General features: G+C 45.2%; 22 protein-coding genes. 13 read left to right on the top strand and 9 right to left on the bottom strand.

The window, feature by feature from the left end; translation table 11 throughout:
- Positions 1-2: 2 nt before the first annotated feature.
- Together SLH55_RS18325 and SLH55_RS18320 are read left to right on the top strand one after the other, a co-directional pair.
- Positions 3-650 carry a TetR/AcrR family transcriptional regulator gene (locus SLH55_RS18325; RefSeq protein WP_219169576.1) on the top strand — a complete coding sequence of 216 codons (648 nt, stop codon included), beginning with the start codon at positions 3-5 and terminating at the stop codon, positions 648-650.
- A 181-nt stretch (positions 651-831) separates the two neighbouring features.
- The gene (locus tag SLH55_RS18320) at positions 832-1,626 is read left to right on the top strand and encodes an SDR family NAD(P)-dependent oxidoreductase (RefSeq protein ID WP_219169578.1); all 795 of its coding nucleotides are present in this window, start codon (positions 832-834) and stop codon (positions 1,624-1,626) included.
- A 39-nt stretch (positions 1,627-1,665) separates the two neighbouring features.
- On the opposite strand, the gene SLH55_RS18315 is transcribed toward SLH55_RS18320, so the two are convergent.
- On the bottom strand, positions 1,666-2,001 hold the full coding sequence (locus tag SLH55_RS18315) for a hypothetical protein (protein ID WP_219169580.1): 336 nt from the start codon (positions 1,999-2,001) through the stop codon (positions 1,666-1,668).
- Positions 2,002-2,289: 288 nt separating this feature from the next.
- On the opposite strand from SLH55_RS18315, the gene SLH55_RS18310 reads away from it, so the two are divergent.
- The 8 genes from SLH55_RS18310 (at position 2,290) to SLH55_RS18275 (ending at position 6,033) form a co-directional block, all read left to right on the top strand.
- The gene (locus SLH55_RS18310) at positions 2,290-2,862 is read left to right on the top strand and encodes a sigma-70 family RNA polymerase sigma factor (RefSeq protein WP_320324211.1); all 573 of its coding nucleotides are present in this window, start codon (positions 2,290-2,292) and stop codon (positions 2,860-2,862) included.
- Positions 2,863-2,865: 3 nt separating this feature from the next.
- Positions 2,866-3,084 carry a hypothetical protein gene (locus SLH55_RS18305; protein WP_226675486.1) on the top strand — a complete coding sequence of 73 codons (219 nt, stop codon included), beginning with the start codon at positions 2,866-2,868 and terminating at the stop codon, positions 3,082-3,084.
- Positions 3,085-3,274: 190 nt separating this feature from the next.
- Complete coding sequence (locus SLH55_RS18300) at positions 3,275-3,907, top strand: D-Ala-D-Ala carboxypeptidase family metallohydrolase (protein ID WP_320324210.1); 633 nt, start codon at positions 3,275-3,277, stop codon at positions 3,905-3,907.
- Positions 3,908-3,928: 21 nt separating this feature from the next.
- Positions 3,929-4,474 (top strand): N-acetylmuramoyl-L-alanine amidase, encoded by a 546-nt coding sequence (locus SLH55_RS18295; RefSeq protein WP_320324209.1) that lies wholly within the window; start codon positions 3,929-3,931, stop codon positions 4,472-4,474.
- Positions 4,475-4,503: 29 nt separating this feature from the next.
- Complete coding sequence (locus SLH55_RS18290) at positions 4,504-4,656, top strand: YvrJ family protein (RefSeq protein ID WP_226675483.1); 153 nt, start codon at positions 4,504-4,506, stop codon at positions 4,654-4,656.
- Between the two features lie 13 nt (positions 4,657-4,669).
- Positions 4,670-4,819: a hypothetical protein gene (locus tag SLH55_RS18285; RefSeq protein ID WP_320324208.1), complete on the top strand. Its 150-nt coding sequence runs from the start codon at positions 4,670-4,672 to the stop codon at positions 4,817-4,819.
- 56 nt (positions 4,820-4,875) lie between these two features.
- Positions 4,876-5,832 (top strand): nucleoside hydrolase, encoded by a 957-nt coding sequence (locus SLH55_RS18280; protein WP_320324207.1) that lies wholly within the window; start codon positions 4,876-4,878, stop codon positions 5,830-5,832.
- Between the two features lie 102 nt (positions 5,833-5,934).
- The gene (locus tag SLH55_RS18275; RefSeq protein ID WP_224944134.1) at positions 5,935-6,033 is read left to right on the top strand and encodes a putative holin-like toxin; all 99 of its coding nucleotides are present in this window, start codon (positions 5,935-5,937) and stop codon (positions 6,031-6,033) included.
- A gap of 40 nt (positions 6,034-6,073) precedes the next feature.
- Here SLH55_RS18275 and SLH55_RS18270 read toward each other — a convergent pair whose 3' ends face one another.
- Positions 6,074-7,165: a PQQ-dependent sugar dehydrogenase gene (locus SLH55_RS18270; RefSeq protein ID WP_320324206.1), complete on the bottom strand. Its 1,092-nt coding sequence runs from the start codon at positions 7,163-7,165 to the stop codon at positions 6,074-6,076.
- 58 nt (positions 7,166-7,223) lie between these two features.
- Positions 7,224-8,093, bottom strand: coding sequence for a Cof-type HAD-IIB family hydrolase (locus SLH55_RS18265; RefSeq protein ID WP_219169588.1), 870 nt, complete (start codon positions 8,091-8,093; stop codon positions 7,224-7,226).
- A 159-nt stretch (positions 8,094-8,252) separates the two neighbouring features.
- On the opposite strand from SLH55_RS18265, the gene SLH55_RS18260 reads away from it, so the two are divergent.
- Together SLH55_RS18260 and SLH55_RS18255 are read left to right on the top strand one after the other, a co-directional pair.
- Positions 8,253-9,770 (top strand): BCCT family transporter, encoded by a 1,518-nt coding sequence (locus SLH55_RS18260; RefSeq protein WP_320324205.1) that lies wholly within the window; start codon positions 8,253-8,255, stop codon positions 9,768-9,770.
- Between the two features lie 125 nt (positions 9,771-9,895).
- A complete protein-coding gene (locus SLH55_RS18255; RefSeq protein WP_320324204.1) occupies positions 9,896-11,209 on the top strand; it encodes a short-chain fatty acid transporter in 1,314 nt (437 codons plus the stop codon).
- Between the two features lie 88 nt (positions 11,210-11,297).
- Here the strand turns inward: SLH55_RS18255 and sda are convergent, their stop codons facing one another.
- Positions 11,298-11,429 (bottom strand): sporulation histidine kinase inhibitor Sda, encoded by a 132-nt coding sequence (gene sda / locus SLH55_RS18250; protein WP_219169590.1) that lies wholly within the window; start codon positions 11,427-11,429, stop codon positions 11,298-11,300.
- Positions 11,430-11,793: 364 nt separating this feature from the next.
- Between sda and SLH55_RS18245 the strand changes: the two genes are divergently transcribed.
- A complete protein-coding gene (locus SLH55_RS18245) occupies positions 11,794-13,155 on the top strand; it encodes a YjiH family protein (RefSeq protein WP_219169591.1) in 1,362 nt (453 codons plus the stop codon).
- Positions 13,156-13,199: 44 nt separating this feature from the next.
- Here the strand turns inward: SLH55_RS18245 and SLH55_RS18240 are convergent, their stop codons facing one another.
- From SLH55_RS18240 to SLH55_RS18220, 5 genes are all read right to left on the bottom strand, one after another.
- Positions 13,200-14,534 (bottom strand): cytochrome P450, encoded by a 1,335-nt coding sequence (locus SLH55_RS18240; protein WP_320324203.1) that lies wholly within the window; start codon positions 14,532-14,534, stop codon positions 13,200-13,202.
- 128 nt (positions 14,535-14,662) lie between these two features.
- Entirely contained in the window at positions 14,663-15,925 is a 1,263-nt protein-coding gene (locus SLH55_RS18235; RefSeq protein ID WP_219169626.1) for an ATP-binding protein, read from the bottom strand.
- Between the two features lie 278 nt (positions 15,926-16,203).
- The gene (locus SLH55_RS18230; RefSeq protein ID WP_219169594.1) at positions 16,204-17,145 is read right to left on the bottom strand and encodes an L-threonine 3-dehydrogenase; all 942 of its coding nucleotides are present in this window, start codon (positions 17,143-17,145) and stop codon (positions 16,204-16,206) included.
- A gap of 79 nt (positions 17,146-17,224) precedes the next feature.
- Positions 17,225-18,415 (bottom strand): glycine C-acetyltransferase, encoded by a 1,191-nt coding sequence (locus SLH55_RS18225; RefSeq protein WP_320324202.1) that lies wholly within the window; start codon positions 18,413-18,415, stop codon positions 17,225-17,227.
- Between the two features lie 567 nt (positions 18,416-18,982).
- Positions 18,983-20,161 (bottom strand): MalY/PatB family protein, encoded by a 1,179-nt coding sequence (locus tag SLH55_RS18220; protein WP_320324201.1) that lies wholly within the window; start codon positions 20,159-20,161, stop codon positions 18,983-18,985.
- Between the last annotated feature and the right edge of the window lie 15 nt (positions 20,162-20,176).

Genomic DNA, 20,176 nt, shown 5'->3' with positions numbered 1-20,176 from the left:
AAATGTCTGAGGAAAAGAATATATTCAAACAGTTATTCGACCAGGAAGAAAATCTGACGGATAAGCAGCAGAAAATCGTGGAGGCAGCCATCGAAATGTTTGCGGAAAAAGGCTATGCCTCCACCTCTACCAGTCAAATCGCCAAAAAGGCCGGCGTCGCAGAAGGCACCATCTTCCGGCACTACAAGACGAAGAAGGAACTGCTTCTTTCAATTGTATCCCCTACGATGGCTAAACTGATCGCACCATTTGTCATCCGCGACCTCAATAAGGTTCTCGATGCAAAATACGAACGGTATGAAGATTTCCTGAAAGCGATGATTTTGAACCGGCAGGAATTTTTGAAAGAGAACATGACCGCTTTTAAGATTTTGATACAGGAAATCCCCTTTCATCCCGAGCTGAAAGAGCAGTTCCGGGAGCATATCGGCGAAAAAGTATTCGAGAAATTCGTGAAGCTCGTTGATCATTATAAAGAAAAAGGACAGATCATCGACATGCCCTCACACGCAGTCGTACGATTTTCAGCGTCCAGCATCTTCGGATTGCTCCTTGTCCGGTATCTTTTCCTTCCTGAAGCCGATTGGGATGATGAGAAGGAGATCGAGATGACGGTGAGGATGATTGTGGATGGGATTGGGAAACAGTAAAGATAATCTATGTAAAAGGGACTCCAACTATTGATTTGGGGTCTTTTTTTTCGGGTTGGAATGAAGTCTCGTAAGCACTTATTTTCAATTCCACCCAACTTATTATCAAAAACCCCCGCATTCCGTTTCCCACCTCCCCCCAACGGGTAAAACCAACTATCCATCACAAGGAGGTACAGTAATGAGTTTCCTTTTTCACGAAAATACGTTGAAAGATCATCACATCCTTATCACTGGTGCCACAGGCGGCATCGGTTATGAAACCGCGAAGGTAGCGGTTCAGGCGGGTGCCCGTGTGACCATTACGGGACGAAATGAAGAAAAGCTTAAAAAATTGAAGGCAGAGTGTGGGAATCCGAGTCAAGTCTTCCTGTATAAAGCGGATCTTACGAGCAATGAAGACCGTGAACAACTTCTGTCAGCAGCAACGAAGCATCACGGTCCCATTACGGGTCTCGTGAATTCAGCCGGGATCGGCGGCGGAGATATGGTGGAGAACTTGTCTGAAGAAGATCTCCGCAGCATCATGGAGCTCAACTATTTCTCCCTCGTCAAGCTTACCCAGGCTGTCTACCACCAAATGAAGGACAATCAAAAAGGAGCGATCGTCAATATCTCTTCCCTTTCAGGACTGAGGGGCACCCACGGAAACAGTGCGTACAGCGCGTCGAAATTTGCGGTGACAGGATTCACCCAGGCCTTTGCCCATGAAGCAATTGAGCATAAGATCAGGGTGAACGCCATCTGCCCTGGATATGTCGATACGGAGATGGGACGTAACGCCATTAAATCCAAAGGGGAACGGGAAGGGCGAAGCTATGAGAAGCAGTTGGAAGTCGCCAAGGACAGCATTCCTTCAGGTAAACTAACATCCCCGGTCGAGGTTGCGAACACCATTGTCTATCTTTTAAGCGATGCTGCCGAAAACATTGTCGGGGAATCGGTTAAGATTTCAGGGGGTAGCGTGATGCGCTGACCAATCACAAATAAGGGCAGGGTATATACCCTTGCCCCATTAACTGCCCTCTTGGATTTTCTTTTTGATCTCATCAATATACTTTTGCTTTTCTTTTTCATTGCTGAGCTGGTCACTGTTTTTATCCTGGAGGTATTTTTGCAGTGCCTTTTCAATTTCTTCATGTGAAGCATCTTCCGATATGACTCCGGTCTTCTTTAACATCTCTATGATTTTTTCATCGTTGGCCAGAACATCCATCTTGTTTGCGGGCTGGTCTTGAGGTACATCGGAGTTGACTTCAGTAGAATCCTGTTCCTCTTTTGGCTCTTCAGAAGCACATCCGTTTAATAACACAGGAACGAGTAAAAATGCGAACATCCATTTACTACGCACAGTATCACTTCCCTTCAAAAGAATGAACCATTGTATACTATATTAGATAAAATACCCTTCAACCCCTCTATCAATCACAAATCTACCTGATATTAGGGAAAATTAGTGCATTCATCACTTACCTCATTCTGTAATATATGATTTAATAGATAGTACTATGGAACGATATAAAAGAAGAAGGTTGTGGAAAAGGGACGATCCGCTTCTTTATAAAGTAAAAGCCGAGAGAGTTTTTCTCCTCTTTTTTTTACTTTAAAATCGAACATACGTTCTATTGGTGGTGAAAAAATGGACACATTAGTGAAAGAGTTTTATCGTCATTATCCTCATCTCAAACATAATAAAGCCGTTAAGTCTTTCATCAGTCAAGGAGAGAATCAGAAGTTAGTGGAAGAATTTTTACGTCACCCCAGTGCACATAAGGAAGAACATTTAAACGAAGCTTTCAAAGCCCATTATTTCGATATCCGGTTTACCTCTTACGTCAGTTCATCCCTTTATTATCACAGCGTGAACTTTGACAAGCATATAAGGAAATACAGTGAGCGCCACCCTCTTACCCTGGATGACCAGGCTGAAGAAGGCGGATCTTTCATCGACCTTGTTCCGGATCCGTCCTCGGATATTGCACCGTTCACCAATTATTCGACCTTAGGGGATTGCCTGGAGAACGAACCACTCCTGCGTGCCTATAAAACATTGACCGACAGACAGAAGCATATCCTGGATCTTGCCTATCTAAAGGAATTATCCGATACGGAAATCGCCAGAACGCTTGGTGTATCTCAACAAGCCGTCTCCAAGACCCACCGAAAAGCTTTAAATCTATTAAAATCCATTCTAAAAAAAGGAGAATCTTAAACGATGGGAATTCTATACGATCTCGTGAAAGAAGCGAAAAGCAACACGGAATATGAAACGAAAGTCATTCGGTCGTTCGAGCCTAAGATCAAGAAGTCATTGTATCTGACGCGCCTCGAAAACAGGGATGATCTCGAACAGGAGCTAAAGATCAGACTGATCCGGTATGTCCGTGACTATTCACTCGATAATGTACCGGGACTGTTCGACCTGAATAAATAATAATGAAAGGACAGGTGCCTGCATCCGGGTGCCTGTCCTTTTTTTCTATATTTTCGTAAAAGGGTTGTCATTCCCCCCTCAAACTCTTCTTTATACAGTGTAAGGCAATCAGCACTGAGTAAGAGAGATTGGGATGGTCTCTCTCACTCATCATCCCCTTTGCCTAAACAACTAAAGGGAGCGATGTTGGATGAATTGGACACGAACATTACGACAGGGTGATTCAGGCAGTGACGTAAAAGAACTTCAGATCAGAGTATCAGGTTGGGCAGCGGATTCTCCTTCGAAAACGTATGTATCAGTAGACGGGGCATTCGGGCCCGGAACGGAAGCCGCGGTCATACGATTCCAGCGGGCGTACGGCCTTTCAGCGGACGGAGTTGCCGGACCCCAGACTCACAGCCAGTTAAATGCCCTCGAAGCGAGCGACGGATCGACTGCCCACTTCGCCTACAGTGAGTTCTACTCCAAAGACGGAAGCGGCTTCTCCGGAGGGAATGTCGGATCGACCCAGGTCAAGGAAAATGTGCGAAGACTGATGTACAAGCTTGAAGCCCTCAGGAAAAAGCTGGGGAATCCGCCTGTGACCATCAACTCTGGATTCAGAAGCATCACCCACAACCGCAATGTCGGTGGTGCCTCCAACAGCATGCACACATATGGAATCGCAGCCGACGTCGACCCCTCAGGAAAGACGCCGTCTCAAGTGGCGGATGTCGCTAAAACATGCGGCTTCAGCGGGATAATCAAATACTCCACATTCGTCCATAATGACAGCCGTATTGAATACCCGTATGGTGCTGGATCGTATTACTGGGCTTAATAATTGGAAAGGGGATACAATATGCCAATCATCGTACTTGATCCAGGTCATGGGGGAACCGATCCCGGCGCGTCTGGAAACGGATTGCAGGAAAAGAACCTGACGTTAGCAATCGGTTTAAAGGTAAAGCAATTAATAGAGGCGAACTATATAGCAGACGTGAGGGTAACGAGAGCCGCGGATATCTATGTAGGGCTGTCGGAGCGTGCAGACTTTGCTAATGCCATCGGGGCCTCTTACTTCGTATCCCTTCATCACAATGCCGGTGGTGGAACCGGATTTGAAAGCTACATTTACCCGGGGACAAGTTCCTCGGAAACAGGAAGGCGCCAGGACGTTATGCACGGAGAAATCATGAATTTCCTGTCTGGGTATGGTGTTCGGGACCGGGGACAGAAGGAAGCGAACTTTGCCGTATTGAGAGAAACCGCCATGCCTGCAATACTATTGGAAAACCTCTTTATTGATACCGTGAATGATGCCAATCTCTTAAAGGACCCTACTTTTATCACGGGACTTTCAAATGCTATTGCCATAGGCATTGGGAAGTCACTGAACCTCGCTTAACCATCCCTATAGCAAAAGGAGGAGCACTAATGGAGTATTCCGTATTCGTTCAATTACTTGGTAACTTCGGATTTCCCATTGCCGTCACACTCTTTCTGTTAGTTAAGCTTGAGAAGAAATTGGAGCAGCTCGAACTCGCGATTCATGCTCTATCTAAGTCGTTTCATAAGAAAGATCAATAGTTGGAGGTAATAGATGAGAATAATCTGTGGATTTACAGCTATTTTTCTGGGCTGCATCGGTATGACACTCATCGTGATGAACCCTCAGCAATGGATTAATTTCGTGTTTCTGACAATCAGCATCGTCCTGTATGCTGGTAGATTCCAGCATATAAACCGTTGACTCTAGTACAATCGAACAGGCATGTACCACACCTCCTACATATATCATAGTAGGAGGTGTTTTCTATTAAAAAAATCATTCTATTTTCAGATACCGGTATAGATGATGCGATCGCACTGATCTATGCCTTGAAGAACCCTGATATCGAAGTGATGGGTATTGTCAGCGGTTTCGGTAATACAGACCGGAATAAGAGCTATCGAAATGCAGCCTATCTAGTAAAGCTGGCTGGTCAAAAAGGGATACCGGTCATTGCCGGAAGTACAGGTCCACTGAATGGTGAGGAACCTGAGTTTTTTCCGGAGATTCACGGGGTGGAAGGGTTAGGTCCATTGAGTCCCCCAATTCCTGAAGAGCGATACGGGGACAAAACCAATTTCAGCAAGCTGTTCCAACTCATCAAGAAGCATCCGGGGGAAATCACGATTGTGAACGTGGGAAGATGTACGTCACTCGCGATTGCCTGGCTCCTGAGCCCGGAAGTCATGAACCTTGTAAAGGAAACGTATCTCATGGGCGGGGCGTTCTTAGTCCCCGGAAATGTCACAGAAGTAGCGGAAGCGAACTTTTATGGAGATGCTGTTGCTGCAGATATTGTATGCAAAACCGCTCCGAACCTGACGGTGGTTCCATTGAATGTCACAAGGAGGGCATTGCTCACACCCGATCAAGTTGATTTCATCGATTCTAGGGCCAAAACGCCATTGGATGAGATCGTCAAACCCATCCTGGACTTTTATTACGAAGCTTACCAGAAGCTTGAACCAGGAATCCCAGGGACTCCCCAGCATGACTTGTCTGCCGTTTTGGCCGCTGAGGAAATCGCCGGGCTGTTCACGTATGAGAGGCGTGATATCCGTATCCAGCATGAACGAAGCCATGCGAATGGCCTTAGCATTGCAGATTTCAGGCCAGGAACCACGGACTGCAATGGGACAGGCTGTCCCCGAATTGCCGTGGCCATTGATGAACGTGTATTTCTGACAAATGTGTTGGATATTTTCACAAGATGATAGAAAAAAACATGAAACAACCGTTTCATGTTTTTTTATCATATAGAGCGTATAGGACAATCTTGGATCCGGGAAGCCTTAGAGTAAGGAGGCGATGTATACATGGATACATTCGAAGTATTATCTCTGATGCTCAGCTTTGGGATGTTTGTAATTGCGATTTTGAAATATAAAGACAATGATGAAAATAAACATTCATAAACACGCTATTGCAGCGTGTTATTTTTTTGGGACCAATCCTCTATTCTTCCTTCATCAAGGACTTAAAATCCACCTCATAAAGCTTATCATCATTCTCACGGGGAATCCCCCGTCCATCCGTATTATTGGACACAAAGTAAAGGGTGTCCCCTGCAACCAACACATCTCTTACACGCCCAAACCCTGTAAGCAGATCTGATACAATGTGAGTCTCTGTATCAAATCGCTTCACGCTTTGACCGGCAAGGGACGCGAACACGAGATCCCCGTTCCAGAAGTCTGCTCCTGACGGGGCCCATGACGGTTCCCCTGAATGGGCGAGTGGTGAAATCAGCGACTCTCCCTTTTCATCCCCAGTGATCTTTGGCCATCCATAATTGTTTCCAGCCTTGATCAGATTGATTTCATCAAATCCATTCGGACCATGTTCGGTGCCATAAAGCTCTCCATCCTGATTCCAGGCAAGGCCTTGGGGATTCCGGTGACCGTAGCTGTAAACATATGAATCTTCAATCGGATTATCGGACGGTATCTTTCCATCCAGGTCCATACGGAGGATTTTCCCTCCCAGATAAGTGAGGTCCTGAGCTTTATCCTGTTTGGTGGCATCCCCCGTAGTAACGTAGAGCTTGTGATCGGGACCGATTTCAAGCCTGCCACCCTGGTGATACTGACCGCCCGGGATCCGGTCGATTAATATTTTTTCCTCGGACCACTGGTTTTCTGTCCGTTTCAGTACAACAACCCGGTTGTAGGGGTTACCCGCGTCATCATACGTATAATAGGCAAAAGCCAGCCGGTTGTGTTTAAAATCCGGATGGAGCACAAACCCTAATAACCCGGCTTCAGGTCTCCCCGATAGTTCCTTGGATAGATTGGTTTTTATGACGGACTTCTTCCCTTCCGTTATTTCCACGATCCCGCCGGTCCGCTGTGTAATATAGAAAGTATCATCAACCTTCTGGATGGACCAGGGAATGGTGAGATCCTTCGCCACCACTTTGCTTTCAACACTCGGCTTTGTGACAGACTTGCTTTCTTCCTGTTGCAATTCTCGCTGTCCGAAAGAGCACGCACTAAGCAGTAAGATCTGACTTATGAACAACATGAGCCAACTTATCTTGCTTTTCATACCAACAGCTCCCCTTACTCACTTTTTTAACCAGTATGGACAACGGATGCCACTCTCATTACTTGGCCGGAAGTTTGATCGCCTCCTGTATCGCCTTGGCCACACCGTCTTCCTTGTTCGTTGCTGTGATGAACGGACAGAATTCTTTAATCTGATCCAGGGCATTTCCCATGGCAACCGGTCTTCCCACTACTTTCATCATGGACAGGTCGTTCAGATTATCGCCCATGGCCATGCTATTCTCTGGGGACAATCCTTTGTCCTTGAGTAATTTTTCAAGAGCGACCCCTTTTTGGGCTTCTATGCTGTTCACCTCAATATTTTCTTTACCTGATGAGCTGACGGCGATGCCTGACAGTTCATTCAGTTTCTCGTTCGCCTCTGCCAGCTGTTTCTCGTCAAAAGAGAAAACAAGGAATTTGTAAACAAGCTGTGAATCATCTTCGAAAAGAACCCCGTAATCTTCCACAAGTTTGATATGACCTTTTTCAAATCGTTCCCGCGCCGCCTGCCTTACCTGTTCTTCCGATACAGTTGGGTTCGCTGTCGTAAAAATGTCGACGATCAGCTCGACTCCCATGTCATAATTTTCCGTATACGTCCCACGGTCTGTATAGATTTCAAAATAAATGCCGGTTTCATTCAGGACAGAAGCAATCTCTTTTGCCCGTGCTGATTCAATCCCCGCCTGGTAGATGATCTCTCCCTGCTTATTTCGCACCTCGGCCCCATTGGCACAGACGATTTCACATGAGATTCCGGCTTCCTTGATGACGTAACGTGCTTCTTCATACGATCTGCCTGTAGCAACAACGACTTCAATCCCCTGCTGCTGTGCATCGAGGATCGCCTGTTTATTCGCTTCACTGATTTCCTGATGTTCATTCAATAGTGTTCCGTCCATATCTGTCGCAATCAATGTAATCATTTATAAACACCTTCCTGTTGTTGAATAATCTTAATTTAGCCATTGTATCATGAATTATTTATCGTTTTGTACTGAACACCCTCGTGAGATGAATACCTTTCGAGATTTAGGGTATGAGAATAATGAGAACGTTCGTCTATTCTTTCGGGAGGTTATTTCATGGGTAATCGTACATATTTGAACAAAGTGTTTTGGATTTCAGCAATTATTGTGTCCATTTTAGTTATATTTGGGGCTTCGTTTCCGAAACTTTTTGCCAAAGGGGCGAATGCGGCCTTTGGTTTCACTACCTATTCGTTCGGGTGGTTTTATCTCGCAGCGGTGTTCTTCTTCGTGCTGTTCCTTCTGTTTCTGATGGGGAGCAAGTATGGGAAAGTACGTCTCGGAAAGGACGATGAACGCCCACAGTACCCTTTCTTCACCTGGATCGGGATGTTATTCTCTGCAGGATTTGGAATCGGACTGGTATTCTGGGGAATCGCAGAGCCGATGAGTCATTTCTTTGAAACACCGATTCCTGGTGTAGAAGCTCAGACGGAGGAAGCCGCACGCCTTGCTATGGGCTATGCCTTCTTCCACTGGGGAGTCAGTCAATGGTCTGTCTTTACAATTGTCGGATTGATCATCGCCTATTTTCAATTCAGGAAGGGGGAGAATGGACTCGTTTCCACTTCCCTTTCTCCCATGATCGGGCGGCGTAAAGGTTCTTCAGGCATTAAAGATACCATTGATATCCTCGCTGTCATTGCCACTGTCATGGGTGTAGCAACGTCTCTTGGACTTGGGATCCTTCAGATCAACGGGGGGCTAAGCTCTGTATTTGGTCTCGGGAGTGGGACGGAGACTCAGCTCGTCATCGTGCTCATTCTGCTCGTCCTTTATTTAGCATCCTCGACAACCGGACTTGATAAAGGGATCAAATGGCTGAGCAACCTCAACTTGTCCCTTGCCCTCATTCTGATGCTGTTTGTCTTCATCGTCGGTCCGACAGTGTTTATTTTAAATACCTTCACGCTTGGAATCGGTGATTATATCTCCAATTTCATCCGTTACAGTTTGCGTCTGACCCCTTATCAAGGCGGGACATGGGTACAGGATTGGACGATCTTCTATTGGGCCTGGGCCATCGCCTGGTCTCCATTTGTCGGTGCCTTTATTGCCCGTGTCTCACGGGGGAGGACCATCCGGGAATTCATTGTCGGTGTATTGGTCGTTCCACCTCTGATCGCCCTTATGTGGATCGCCGTATTTGGAGGAACCGCCCTTCATTTGGACTTATTTAACGGAACATCCATTGCCGAAGGGGTCAATAAAGATGTCACGAGTGCTTTATTTTCAACGTATGGGGAGCTTCCTTTTACAATGGTCCTGTCCGTATTATCCATTTTGTTGATTTTCACCTTTCTCATTACATCGGCTGATTCAGCGACGTATATATTAAGCAGCATGACAACAGAAGGTAGCTTGAATCCGCCGATGATCGTGAAGATCGTTTGGGGAGTACTGATCGCCGCCATAGCCGCCGTCCTCCTGGTGTCCAGTGGACTGGAAGGATTACAGACCGCTTCCCTCGTCTCGGCGTTGCCATTTACGGTCATTCTGATACTGATGTGTGTGACCTTATTCCGCCTACTACGGAAAGAAAGGAAGGGTAAACCCCGTCCCTCAAAAAAATAATGTATTGCGCCTGAACTCTTATGAAGAGAGTCAGGCGCTTTTTCCATTTTTCAGAAATTGAAAGGGTTTTCACACATCGCTATAGAACAATAGGTAAGGTGTACATTTTTAGAAGGGGGATTATGATGAAAGGAATTATTTCTTTATCAAACAAAATCATGCAACGCTATTTGCCCGATCCGTTTTTATTTGTGGTCATATTGACGTTGGTCGTTTTCGGGCTTGGCCTTATTTTTACCGATAGTTCGAGTCTTGAGATGGTTCAATACTGGGGGGATGGTTTCTGGAGCCTGCTTGCCTTCTCCATGCAGATGGTGCTTGTCCTTGTGACAGGATATGTGCTTGCAAGCAGTCCGTTGTTTAAACGGTTCCTCGGTTTTCTTGCGTCATTTGCGAAGTCCCCGGGTTCCGCTATCGTGATCGTGACCGTCGTTTCCATGATTGCAAGCTGGATTAATTGGGGATTCGGACTTGTCATCGGGGCACTTTTTGCGAAAGAACTCGCAAAGCGTGTGAAGGGCGTCGATTACCGCTTGCTGATTGCAAGTGCCTATTCGGGATTTGTCGTCTGGCATGCAGGATTTTCCGGATCGATCCCGCTCTCGATTGCGACTGAGGGGCATCCGTTTCAAGATTTAATCGGGGTCATCTCTACGAATGAAACGATCTTTGCTACATCCACTCTCATCATTGTGGCCGCACTATTTATCATTTTGCCAATCGCCAACAGGATGCTCATGCCATCTAAGGAAGAGACGATCACGGTGGATCCCGAGGTTTTCAACGAGACGGCTGTTGCACTTGAAAAAGAAGGGATGACACCTGCAGATCGTCTGGAGAACAGTATGGTATTATCAATTGTTGTAGCGGTACTTGGCATTGCGTTTTTATTTTCATACTTTGTCAAGAATGGTTTCGCCCTTAATTTAGATATCGTGAACTTTTTATTCTTATTTCTCGGCATCCTGTTTCACGGGACTCCGAAACGCTTTCTTGCTTCGGTACAAGAGGCGATTAAAGGGGCAAGCGGGATCGTCATTCAATTCCCTTTCTACGCCGGGATCATGGGGATGATGACGGCGTCGGGACTTGCTGTCGTCATGAGTGAAGCCTTCGTGTCGATTTCAAATGATGTGACATTTTATTTCTTTGCCTTCCTGAGCGCGGGAATCGTCAACTTCTTTGTTCCGTCAGGCGGTGGACAGTGGGCCGTTCAGGCCCCGATCATGCTCGATGCCGCCCAGACCCTTGATGCTTCTGTGGCCAAGACCGCCATGGCCGTCGCCTGGGGGGATGCCTGGACCAACTTGATCCAGCCGTTCTGGGCGTTGCCGGCATTAGCCATTGCAGGACTGAAGGCAAAGGATATCATGGGGTACTGCGTCATGATCCTTGTTATCAGCGGGGTCGTCATTTCGGTTGGATTACTGCTCCTATAAAGAACTTATATACAATAAAAAGGCTGGTCTTCAAGGAAGGCCAGCCATTATGTATGGATTGTTCATTATTTATATATTCACTTATCTGTTACCGGACATTTTCCCTTCTTTCCATTTCTCCTTCTAACATCTCAATAAATTCTTCTTCCAATCCTTCTTCCTGTGCCAGCTGATAGACATTGACCAATTGCTCTTCTGTAAGCTTTGTTAAAGATGTCATCGATTACAACTCCTGATTAACCAAGATATGAATTCTAAATACCCTCTTAAATAGAAGATAAACCTAATTTTCAAAATAAATAATCTTTTTATTTTCAGTAGCTAAACTACCCGGCAGACCTATGTTATTATTGAAATTTTTTAAAATTTTAGTAAAATAGAAAAGGTACGAAAGATAGCGCTTTCTTTTCTGTATACACTTTTCACTAAAAAATAATACGTCATTTTAGGTTTCACTTTTACTGCCGGCGGGAAAATCATCTGAGGAATACAGCATATCCGAATTTATGATGGACAAATTTATATGTATGCATTAGAATGAATAATGTTTCATTTTTCGTTACAACTACTTCTGAGGTGAATTTATGAATCAGCAGCATCGATATACACTATCAAGTCATTTACGATTTATCATCCCTTCCCTATTGGGAGTTTTTCTATTTATGATACCGATTCCGGGGAAAGACGGAATCACGATCCCCATCGCAGTCTTATCAGGACTTCTTCAAGACTGGATCGGCAGCTATGTACCGGCCATTATGACGGGCTTGATCATCCTGACGGTCATGGGAACGTTCATCACTAAACTCGCACATCCGGCGTTCATTGAAAAATCTCCGTTTTTCTCGAGTTTATTTGACGTTCGACCTGTATGGGCCATCGTAAGGGTGGTCGGCGCCATCTTTGCCGTTATGACTCTATTTAAATTAGGGCCTGAGTGGGTCTGGTCGGATGCAACGGGTGGACTTCTACTGAACCCGGACGGACTTCTTACCATTCTTTTCTCTGTGTTTTTATTTGCCGGGCTTTTCCTTCCATTATTACTCAATTTTGGTTTATTGGAATTATGCGGAGCGCTCTTAACGAAGATCATGCGTCCTGTGTTCGGCCTGCCTGGTCGTTCATCCATTGACTGCCTGGCGTCGTGGCTCGGGGACGGTACGATCGGAGTCCTACTGACAAGCAAGCAATATGAAGATGGGTATTATACGAAGAAGGAAGCAGCGGTCATCGGGACAACCTTCTCTGTTGTCTCCATCACCTTCTGTCTCGTTGTCATTTCACAGGTGAATCTGGGTGAATATTTCATTCCCTTCTATCTAACGGTAGCTGCGTCTGGACTCCTTGCAGCGATCATTCTGCCACGGATCCCGCCCTTATCCCGTAAGCCTGACACTTACTTCAACGGTCAGGAAGGGAAGGATACGATGGAAGTGATTCCTGAAGGATACAGCCGTGTTGGATACGGTTATGAACAGGCACTTGTCCAGGCGAAGAACAACAACAGTGCGTCCAAGTTCTTTACGGATGGAATGAAAAACGTGCTGGATATGTGGATGGGCGTAGCTCCAATCGTTATGGCGATTGGTACAACGGCCCTGATTGTGGCGGAGAATACGAAATTCTTCGAATACATCGGTATGCCCCTCATTCCGATCCTGGAACTTCTTCAAATCCCTGAAGCGACGGAAGCATCACGTTCCATCCTTGTCGGATTTGCCGATATGTTCCTTCCAGCCATCTTTGGTTCAGGTATCGAGAGTGAGCTGACTCGCTTTGTCATCGCTTGCTTATCTGTAACACAGTTAATCTACATGTCCGAGGTTGGTGGACTGCTATTAGGTTCCAAGATCCCGGTCGATTTCAAGGATCTTGTCATCATCTTCCTGCAGCGTACATTCCTTACGTTACTTGTGATTGTGGCCATTGCTCATATGCTCTTTTAGTTAATCAGAAACCCAGGTTCGCATTTGAACCTGGGTTTCTTGTTTTACTTATCCACTCTTCTTTCAACGTTCATGGGAATTCCGCCTTTTGGCCGCAGGGTAATCAGTGGGTGGCATTCTACCTTATGGTCACTTGATAATGTAAAGTTGAACCTTTGAACATATAAGGCCGCAATCACCAATGCTTCCTGAAGGGCAAAGTGATTGCCGATGCACACTCTCGCTCCCCCTCCAAAAGGGAAATAAGCATACGGTGGAATGCTTTCTGTCCTGGATTTATGAAATCGTTCCGGATCAAAGTTCAATGGGTCCTGGAAGTACTTTTCATTCCGATGCATGATATATGGAGAAATGAGGACATTTTCTCCTTTCTTTATGAGATGGTCACCGATTTTCACGTCCCTTACAGATGTCCTTCCAAACATCCATACAGGTGGGTATAAACGTAAGGTTTCTTCAAGGGCTTGGCGCGTATAAAGAAGACGGTGAAGGCGCTCATTGCCTAGTTCTTCATTTCCTACTACTCGATCGACTTCCTCATAGACTTGTTCTTTCACTTTTTCGTTGTTTTCTAGCACATAGAAAAACCAGGAAAGAAGATTGGCCGTCGTCTCATGTCCCGCCACAAAAATGGTCATCACTTCATCGATCAATTGTTCTTTGCTCATATGATTGCCTTCATCATCACGGGAACGGAGCAGGGCATGGAGTAAGTCCTCTTTTTCTTCAGCCAGGCTTTCTCTATGCTGAATGATTTCCTCTACGACTCTCTTAAGTTCTCCAATAGAGGCCTTATATTGCTTCAGTTCAGGAAGCGGCCACGATACAGGGGGCTTGAGGAAAGAGCGAATCCGCTTCGTAGCCATTTCCAGAATTCTTTCCAGATGGACCCCTACTTTCTCATACCCTTCGTGATCGTTCATATTAAACATGGTCTTCGTTATGACCGCCAATGTAACGTGCATCATATCCTTGGATATATCCCTCATGGTCCCCGCTTCCCAACCTTCCATTGTGTCAGTGGCTGAGCTGATCATTTCACTCACATACTTCTTGATATGACGGGGAGTGAAATAAGGCTGCATTATTTTCCTCTGCTTTGTATGTAAGGGACATTCACTTGTGACAAGACCTTCACCGATCAGGAGAGACAATTCTTTGAATTGGTTAGATTTTTGAAAGCTTTTAGATTGAGTGACAAGAACCTCTTTTACCAATGCAGGATTCAACAGTAAATGAACGGTACGGTTCGCAAAGCGGAATTGTACCCTTTCATCATTCTTCGTTGCCTGTGATTCTAAAAATAAGAGTGGATCTTTCCTGAACTTGTCTAACTGACCCAGTGGATGGAGGGAATGAAGGACAGTTCCGTTGGTCATCCTTTTCAGGCTCCTTTCAGTCTATATGTTTAGAAACTCCTTTTATCTTATTCATCCATTCTCTTCATTAATCCATTTTTAATCCAGACAAAAATAAAGACTGCTTCGTCAAGAAACAGCCTTGAATATTATTTATTCTCCACAGGAAACGTGACTTCCACTTTCGTTCCCTTATTCACTTCCGACTCTATGTGAAGCGATCCTTTATGATCTTCAATGATCTTTTGACTGATGGTGAGACCAAGTCCCATTCCTTTCTCTTTCAGGGTAAAAAACGGCTCCCCAAGTCTTTTTAATCGCTCCGACGGAATCCCTGCCCCCTGGTCCGTGATGGTGACGTAGACTGATTGATTCCGGAGCTTCCAATCGACGTCAATTTCTCCTTCATCCATGGATTCGATGGCATTTTTAATAATGTTGATGAACACTTGTATGCACTGATTCTTATCGCCGAACACCGTAATCGGGGATGAGGGGAGTTTGATATTCAACGTGATACCCTTCAGAAGTGCTTCATGCCCCATGACCTTGACCACATATCTCAGCACTTCACTCATGTCAAAGGACTGATATTCCCTCATTTGGGGTTTCGATAAAATGAGCAGTTCCCCGACAATCTGATTGATCCTGTCCATCTCGGATGACATGACGGTAAGGTAATGGTCGGAAACATGCTCATTTTCTTCTAATAATTGAATAAAGCCTTTGATGCTTGTGAGAGGATTCCTGATTTCATGTGCGATACCTGCTGCCAGCTCTCCCACAACAGAAAGCTTTTCTTTTCTCAACAGCATTTCTTCGGCGATCTTCTGCTGGGAAATATCCCTGCCGATGATGACCAGACCCTTTCTTTCATGATTCGAGTGGAATAGTGGGACTTTAATGACATCGAAGGTCTTAAACTCCCCGTTCGGCAGAAAGAACCCTTCTTCACAGCGTGTCACTTGTTCCGCCTTCCATGACTCTTCATCAGAATCAATACAATAATCGAAAGCGTCTTTGAAAAAAGGCACCAGTTCACCCAGATCCTTATCCGTCTTACCGACATAATCAATGTCTTCCAGATTGTATAGCCTGCGACCAAATTGATTGACCTTCAACCAGCGCCCTTCTCCATCCTTGAAACAAACAAAGTCCGGGAGGGAATGAAGGAGGGTGGATAGTTGATTTTCTTCTTCCAACAGCCTTTGGTGTCGGGTCATAAACTGATTTCCCTTTTGTAAAAGGATGAGAAGAGCCGCTATAACGGCAAATAACAGAAGAATTGAGGCGATTACGTTCCATGGTGAGTCAAGCATGAGGATAGCGAAGACCTGGAATACGGAAAGTGCCATAAGTATCATGATCAGTTTGTGAAAGGCCTGCGCCTTACCATTCTTATTACCTGCCATCAAAATCACCAGCCTCATTCTTACTTTCATTTCTAAAATGGATATCTATATTGTTGAAGAGTGGCTCCCTATAGTTCATATGTACCACCATACGTTTTATAAGAAACCATCAATTTCTGAATTTTTACACAACTAAACATGTATTTCTTTGTCTTATTAATTGAAGTATATCATTTCCTCATTCACAATTGTCATTTTTTGTCGCATTTTCAGTTGATAATGGCGTTTAGTATTTCATAAAAAAATCCCCATGAATGGTTTCACAGGGACCTTTACTATTACTTTGTTTTCAGTTTATCCAGCATATCTGCCGTCATTTTAGCCAAATCATATTCCGCTTTGAAGTTCCATTCGTTCTTGGCAGCACTTGAATCAATGGCATTTGGCCAGCTTTCAGCGATGCTTTGGCGAACAGGATCTACGTTGTAATCGAGGGTAAAGTCAGGCTGATGTACACGGATCGCCTTGGCAATATCTTCGGGCGCCACGCTCATGGCTGACACATTGAAGGAATTGCGATGCTCAAGCTTCGAGCCGTCCGCTTCCATCAAGTCGATGATGGCATTGAGGGCGTCAGGCATGTACATCATATCCATGTATGTTCCCTCTCCGATATAGGACGTATACTGATTGTTCTTGATGGCTTCGTAATAGATCTCTACAGCATAATCCGTCGTCCCGCCACCTGGAAGGGTTTCATAAGAAATCAGGCCAGGGAAGCGAAGTCCTCTTGTATCCACCCCGAATTTCGTGAAGTAGTAGTCTGAAAGAAGCTCGCCTGATACCTTGTTCACCCCATACATCGTCGTCGGACGCATGATCGTGTCCTGTGGGGTGGAGTCCTTCGGTGTCGATGGACCGAATGCACCGATTGAACTTGGCGTAAAGAACTGGCAGCCCAATTCTCTTGCCGTTTCAAGGGCATTCACAAGTCCTCCCATGTTTAAATTCCATGCAAGCAGCGGTTTTGCTTCCGCCGTGGCAGATAATAAAGCGGCTAAATGAATAACCGTATCCACATTATTCGTTTTGGCAATATCGAACATCTTCTCGCCATTCGTGACGTCAAGTTGTTCAAATGGTCCATTTTTCACGACCGGACTGTCCGTTTCACGGATATCCGTCGCGATGACATTATCTGAACCGTATACTTCGCGCAGTTTATTGGTGAGCTCAGAACCGATTTGGCCCAAGGCACCCGTTACTAGAATCTTCTTCATCGTCTTTCCTCCTGCATTTACCTTTGGTGATTTCATAAAAAGATAGGGCTGACTGTATGCCAGACCCTATGCTGGTTTCTTAAATAATTCCCATTTCTTTTCCGACCTTCTCATAGGCTGCAATGGCTTGATCAAGCATTTCCTTCGTATGGGCAGCGGAAGGCATATTTCTTACACGGCCTGTTCCCCTCGGTACCGTCGGGAATACGATGGATTTTGCATATACCCCTTCTTCATACAGGCGTTTACTAAAGTCCTGTGTGGCCTGCTCTTCACCGATGATGACAGGCGTGATTGGCGTTTCGCTGTTTCCGATATCAAACCCGAGCTTCGTCAGTTCTTCTTTCAGGTAACGACTGTTTTCCCACATATTATCCTGAAGTTCAGTCGAATTCATAATAAGATCAAGTGCTTCCGTACAAGCCGTTACGTCTGCCGGAGTCAAAGAAGTTGAGAACAGGAAAGGACGGGAGCGGACTTTTAACCAGTCAATCAGGTTTTGCGTTCCCGCTACGTATCCACCGACTACTCCGATGGCTTTCGATAATGTACCCATTTGGAAGTCGACTTTGTCAGAAAGTCCGAAGTGCTTGACCGTACCGGCACCTTTTCCAAGGACACCTGAACCGTGAGCGTCATCTACATACGTCATGATATCGAATTCTTCAGCAATCTCAACGATTTCAGGAAGCTTACATACATCTCCGTCCATTGAGAACACGCCGTCCGTGATGATCATGATTTTGTTGTACTGACCGGACTCCTTCGCTTCTTTCGCTTTCGCACGAAGATCTTCCATGTCGGAGTGGCCAAAACGAATGATCTTAGCTTTTGAAAGACGGCAGCCGTCAATGATGGATGCGTGATTCAATTCATCGGAAAGGATGGCATCATTTTTGTCCATTACCGCTGAAATGGCCGCCATATTACAGTTGAATCCGGATTGATACGCAATCGCCGCTTCTGTTCCTTTGAACTTCGCAAGTTTTTCCTCAAGCTTCACATGAAGGTCAAGTGTACCATTGATCGTACGCACGGCCCCGGCTCCAACACCGTATTCTTTGACCGCTTCAATCGCTACTTTCTTAAGGCGCTCATCTGTAGCTAGTCCAAGGTAGTTATTAGATGAAAGGTTTACCAGTTTCTTACCTTTCACTGTAATGACCGGTCCATTCGCACCTTGCAATGGATCGATTTCATTATACAAACCGCGTGATTTTAAATCTTCCAGGTGTTCTTGTAAAAAGTGATCTAATGTTTTGCTTGTCATGTACTCGTCCTCCTGTTATGTAAGCGTTTTAAAAACAAATATCCACTCCAAAAATACAATATCTATCAGTTGATTCTTTGTGTTTGTTGAGGTTTGTTCTATTTTTTAGTTTAACATGTTTTTTCGTGATGGACAAAAATTATCTTAATTGTTTTGCCTTAATAGTAGTGTACCCTTTAAGTAAAAAAGCATTTTAACAAAAGGATAGTTTTTGATGAGGCGAGGTGCTGGTTGATTTCCGCTCCAGGTGCTCGCTTTCCGCGGGGCGTGAGTTGAGCCTCCTCGGGCGCTGCCCTGCGGGGTCTCAACTTTCACGCGTTTCCCGCAGGAGTCGAGCACCTTCCGCTACAATCAACAGGCTATGTATACGTTCTTCACTAAAGTAAAAGCATTACTTCAAAAAATTTCGGAAAGCTTGATTTACATCCATTTACAGAGAAAGCATTAAACCTAATTTCACATCCCACCATTTCCGAATTATCATAGGTGAAATTTTCAAATGACACACAAAGTGCCTAATTAAAAAGGATGAACAAAAGCCGTCAATCACTTCTGTTCATCCATTCATTATTTTATCACTTTTCGATCAACTCTGTACTCAAGGATCGCTTCGTGCATCCTTCTTAGGGCGAGGTCGACACGCTCTTTGGGGCAGGCGATGTTCATTCTGACGAAGGCTTGTCCGCTATTACCAAATTTGAATCCTTCATCAAATTTGACTCTGGCTTTTTCTAAGAAGAACTTGCATAGTTCTTCCCCCTTCATATCCAACTCTGTGCAGTCGATCCAAATCAGATGGGTAGCCTGGGGCTGGATGGCTTTAAGCTCTGGAATATGCTGTTCCAGATAGTTCTGTACATACTGCTTATTCTCCTCCAGCACCATCAAAAGCTCATTGAGCCAGGGTTCCCCTTCTTCATAGGCCGCGATGGTTCCTTCAATCCCGAATACATTGGGCCTCATCAGTCCATATCCAGTAAGCTTATCCTGATATTTCTCCCTTAAGTCTTTGTTCGGTATGAGAAGAATCGAGGTTTGAAGGCCAGCTATGTTAAAGGTTTTGCTGGGAGCGGCACAAAGGATGCTTCTCTCCAGCAGGCTTTCATCGCCTTTAAAGAGGGGAATATGTTCGTATCCCCCATATACCAAGTCGCCGTGCATTTCATCAGAGATGATCCATATATCATGACGCTTGGCGATATCACCGATTTTCGTCAGTTCTTCCCTTGTCCATACCCGGCCGACAGGGTTATGCGGACTGCATAGAATAAGGACCTTGGCCCTTGAACGGCTCGCCTTTTCTTCAAGATCCTCAAAATCGATCGAATACACTCCATCTTCATAAAGAAGCGTGTTCGTTATCACAGAACAACCATGATTTTCGATCGTGCTATAGAAAGGATAATAAACCGGATCTTGAATGATGACACTGTCACCAGGCTCCGTCAATACACTCAGCAACACATTGATTCCCGGGATGATACCCGGACTGAAGCTGATCCACTCTTTGTCTATATCCATGCCGAAACGTCTCTTCCACCAAGAAATGATGGATTCAAAGTATCGATCGCTGAACGTGGTATATCCGTAAATACCATGATGTGCTTTCTTGTTTAGTGCGTCCACAATGGCCGATGAAACTTGAAAGTCCATGTCTGCAATACACATAGGGATCACATTCCCATCGGGAAACGACCATTTCACAGAGTGAGTATTCGTTCTCTCGATGCAATCATTCCAATTCATGTCCTTATGCCCCTC

It is taken from the genome of Rossellomorea sp. YZS02, from assembly GCF_033963925.1.
GTDB lineage: Bacteria > Bacillota > Bacilli > Bacillales > Bacillaceae_B > Rossellomorea.
The sequence above is the reverse complement of the archived record's forward strand: the minus strand, read 5'-3'. Positions and strand labels throughout refer to the sequence as shown.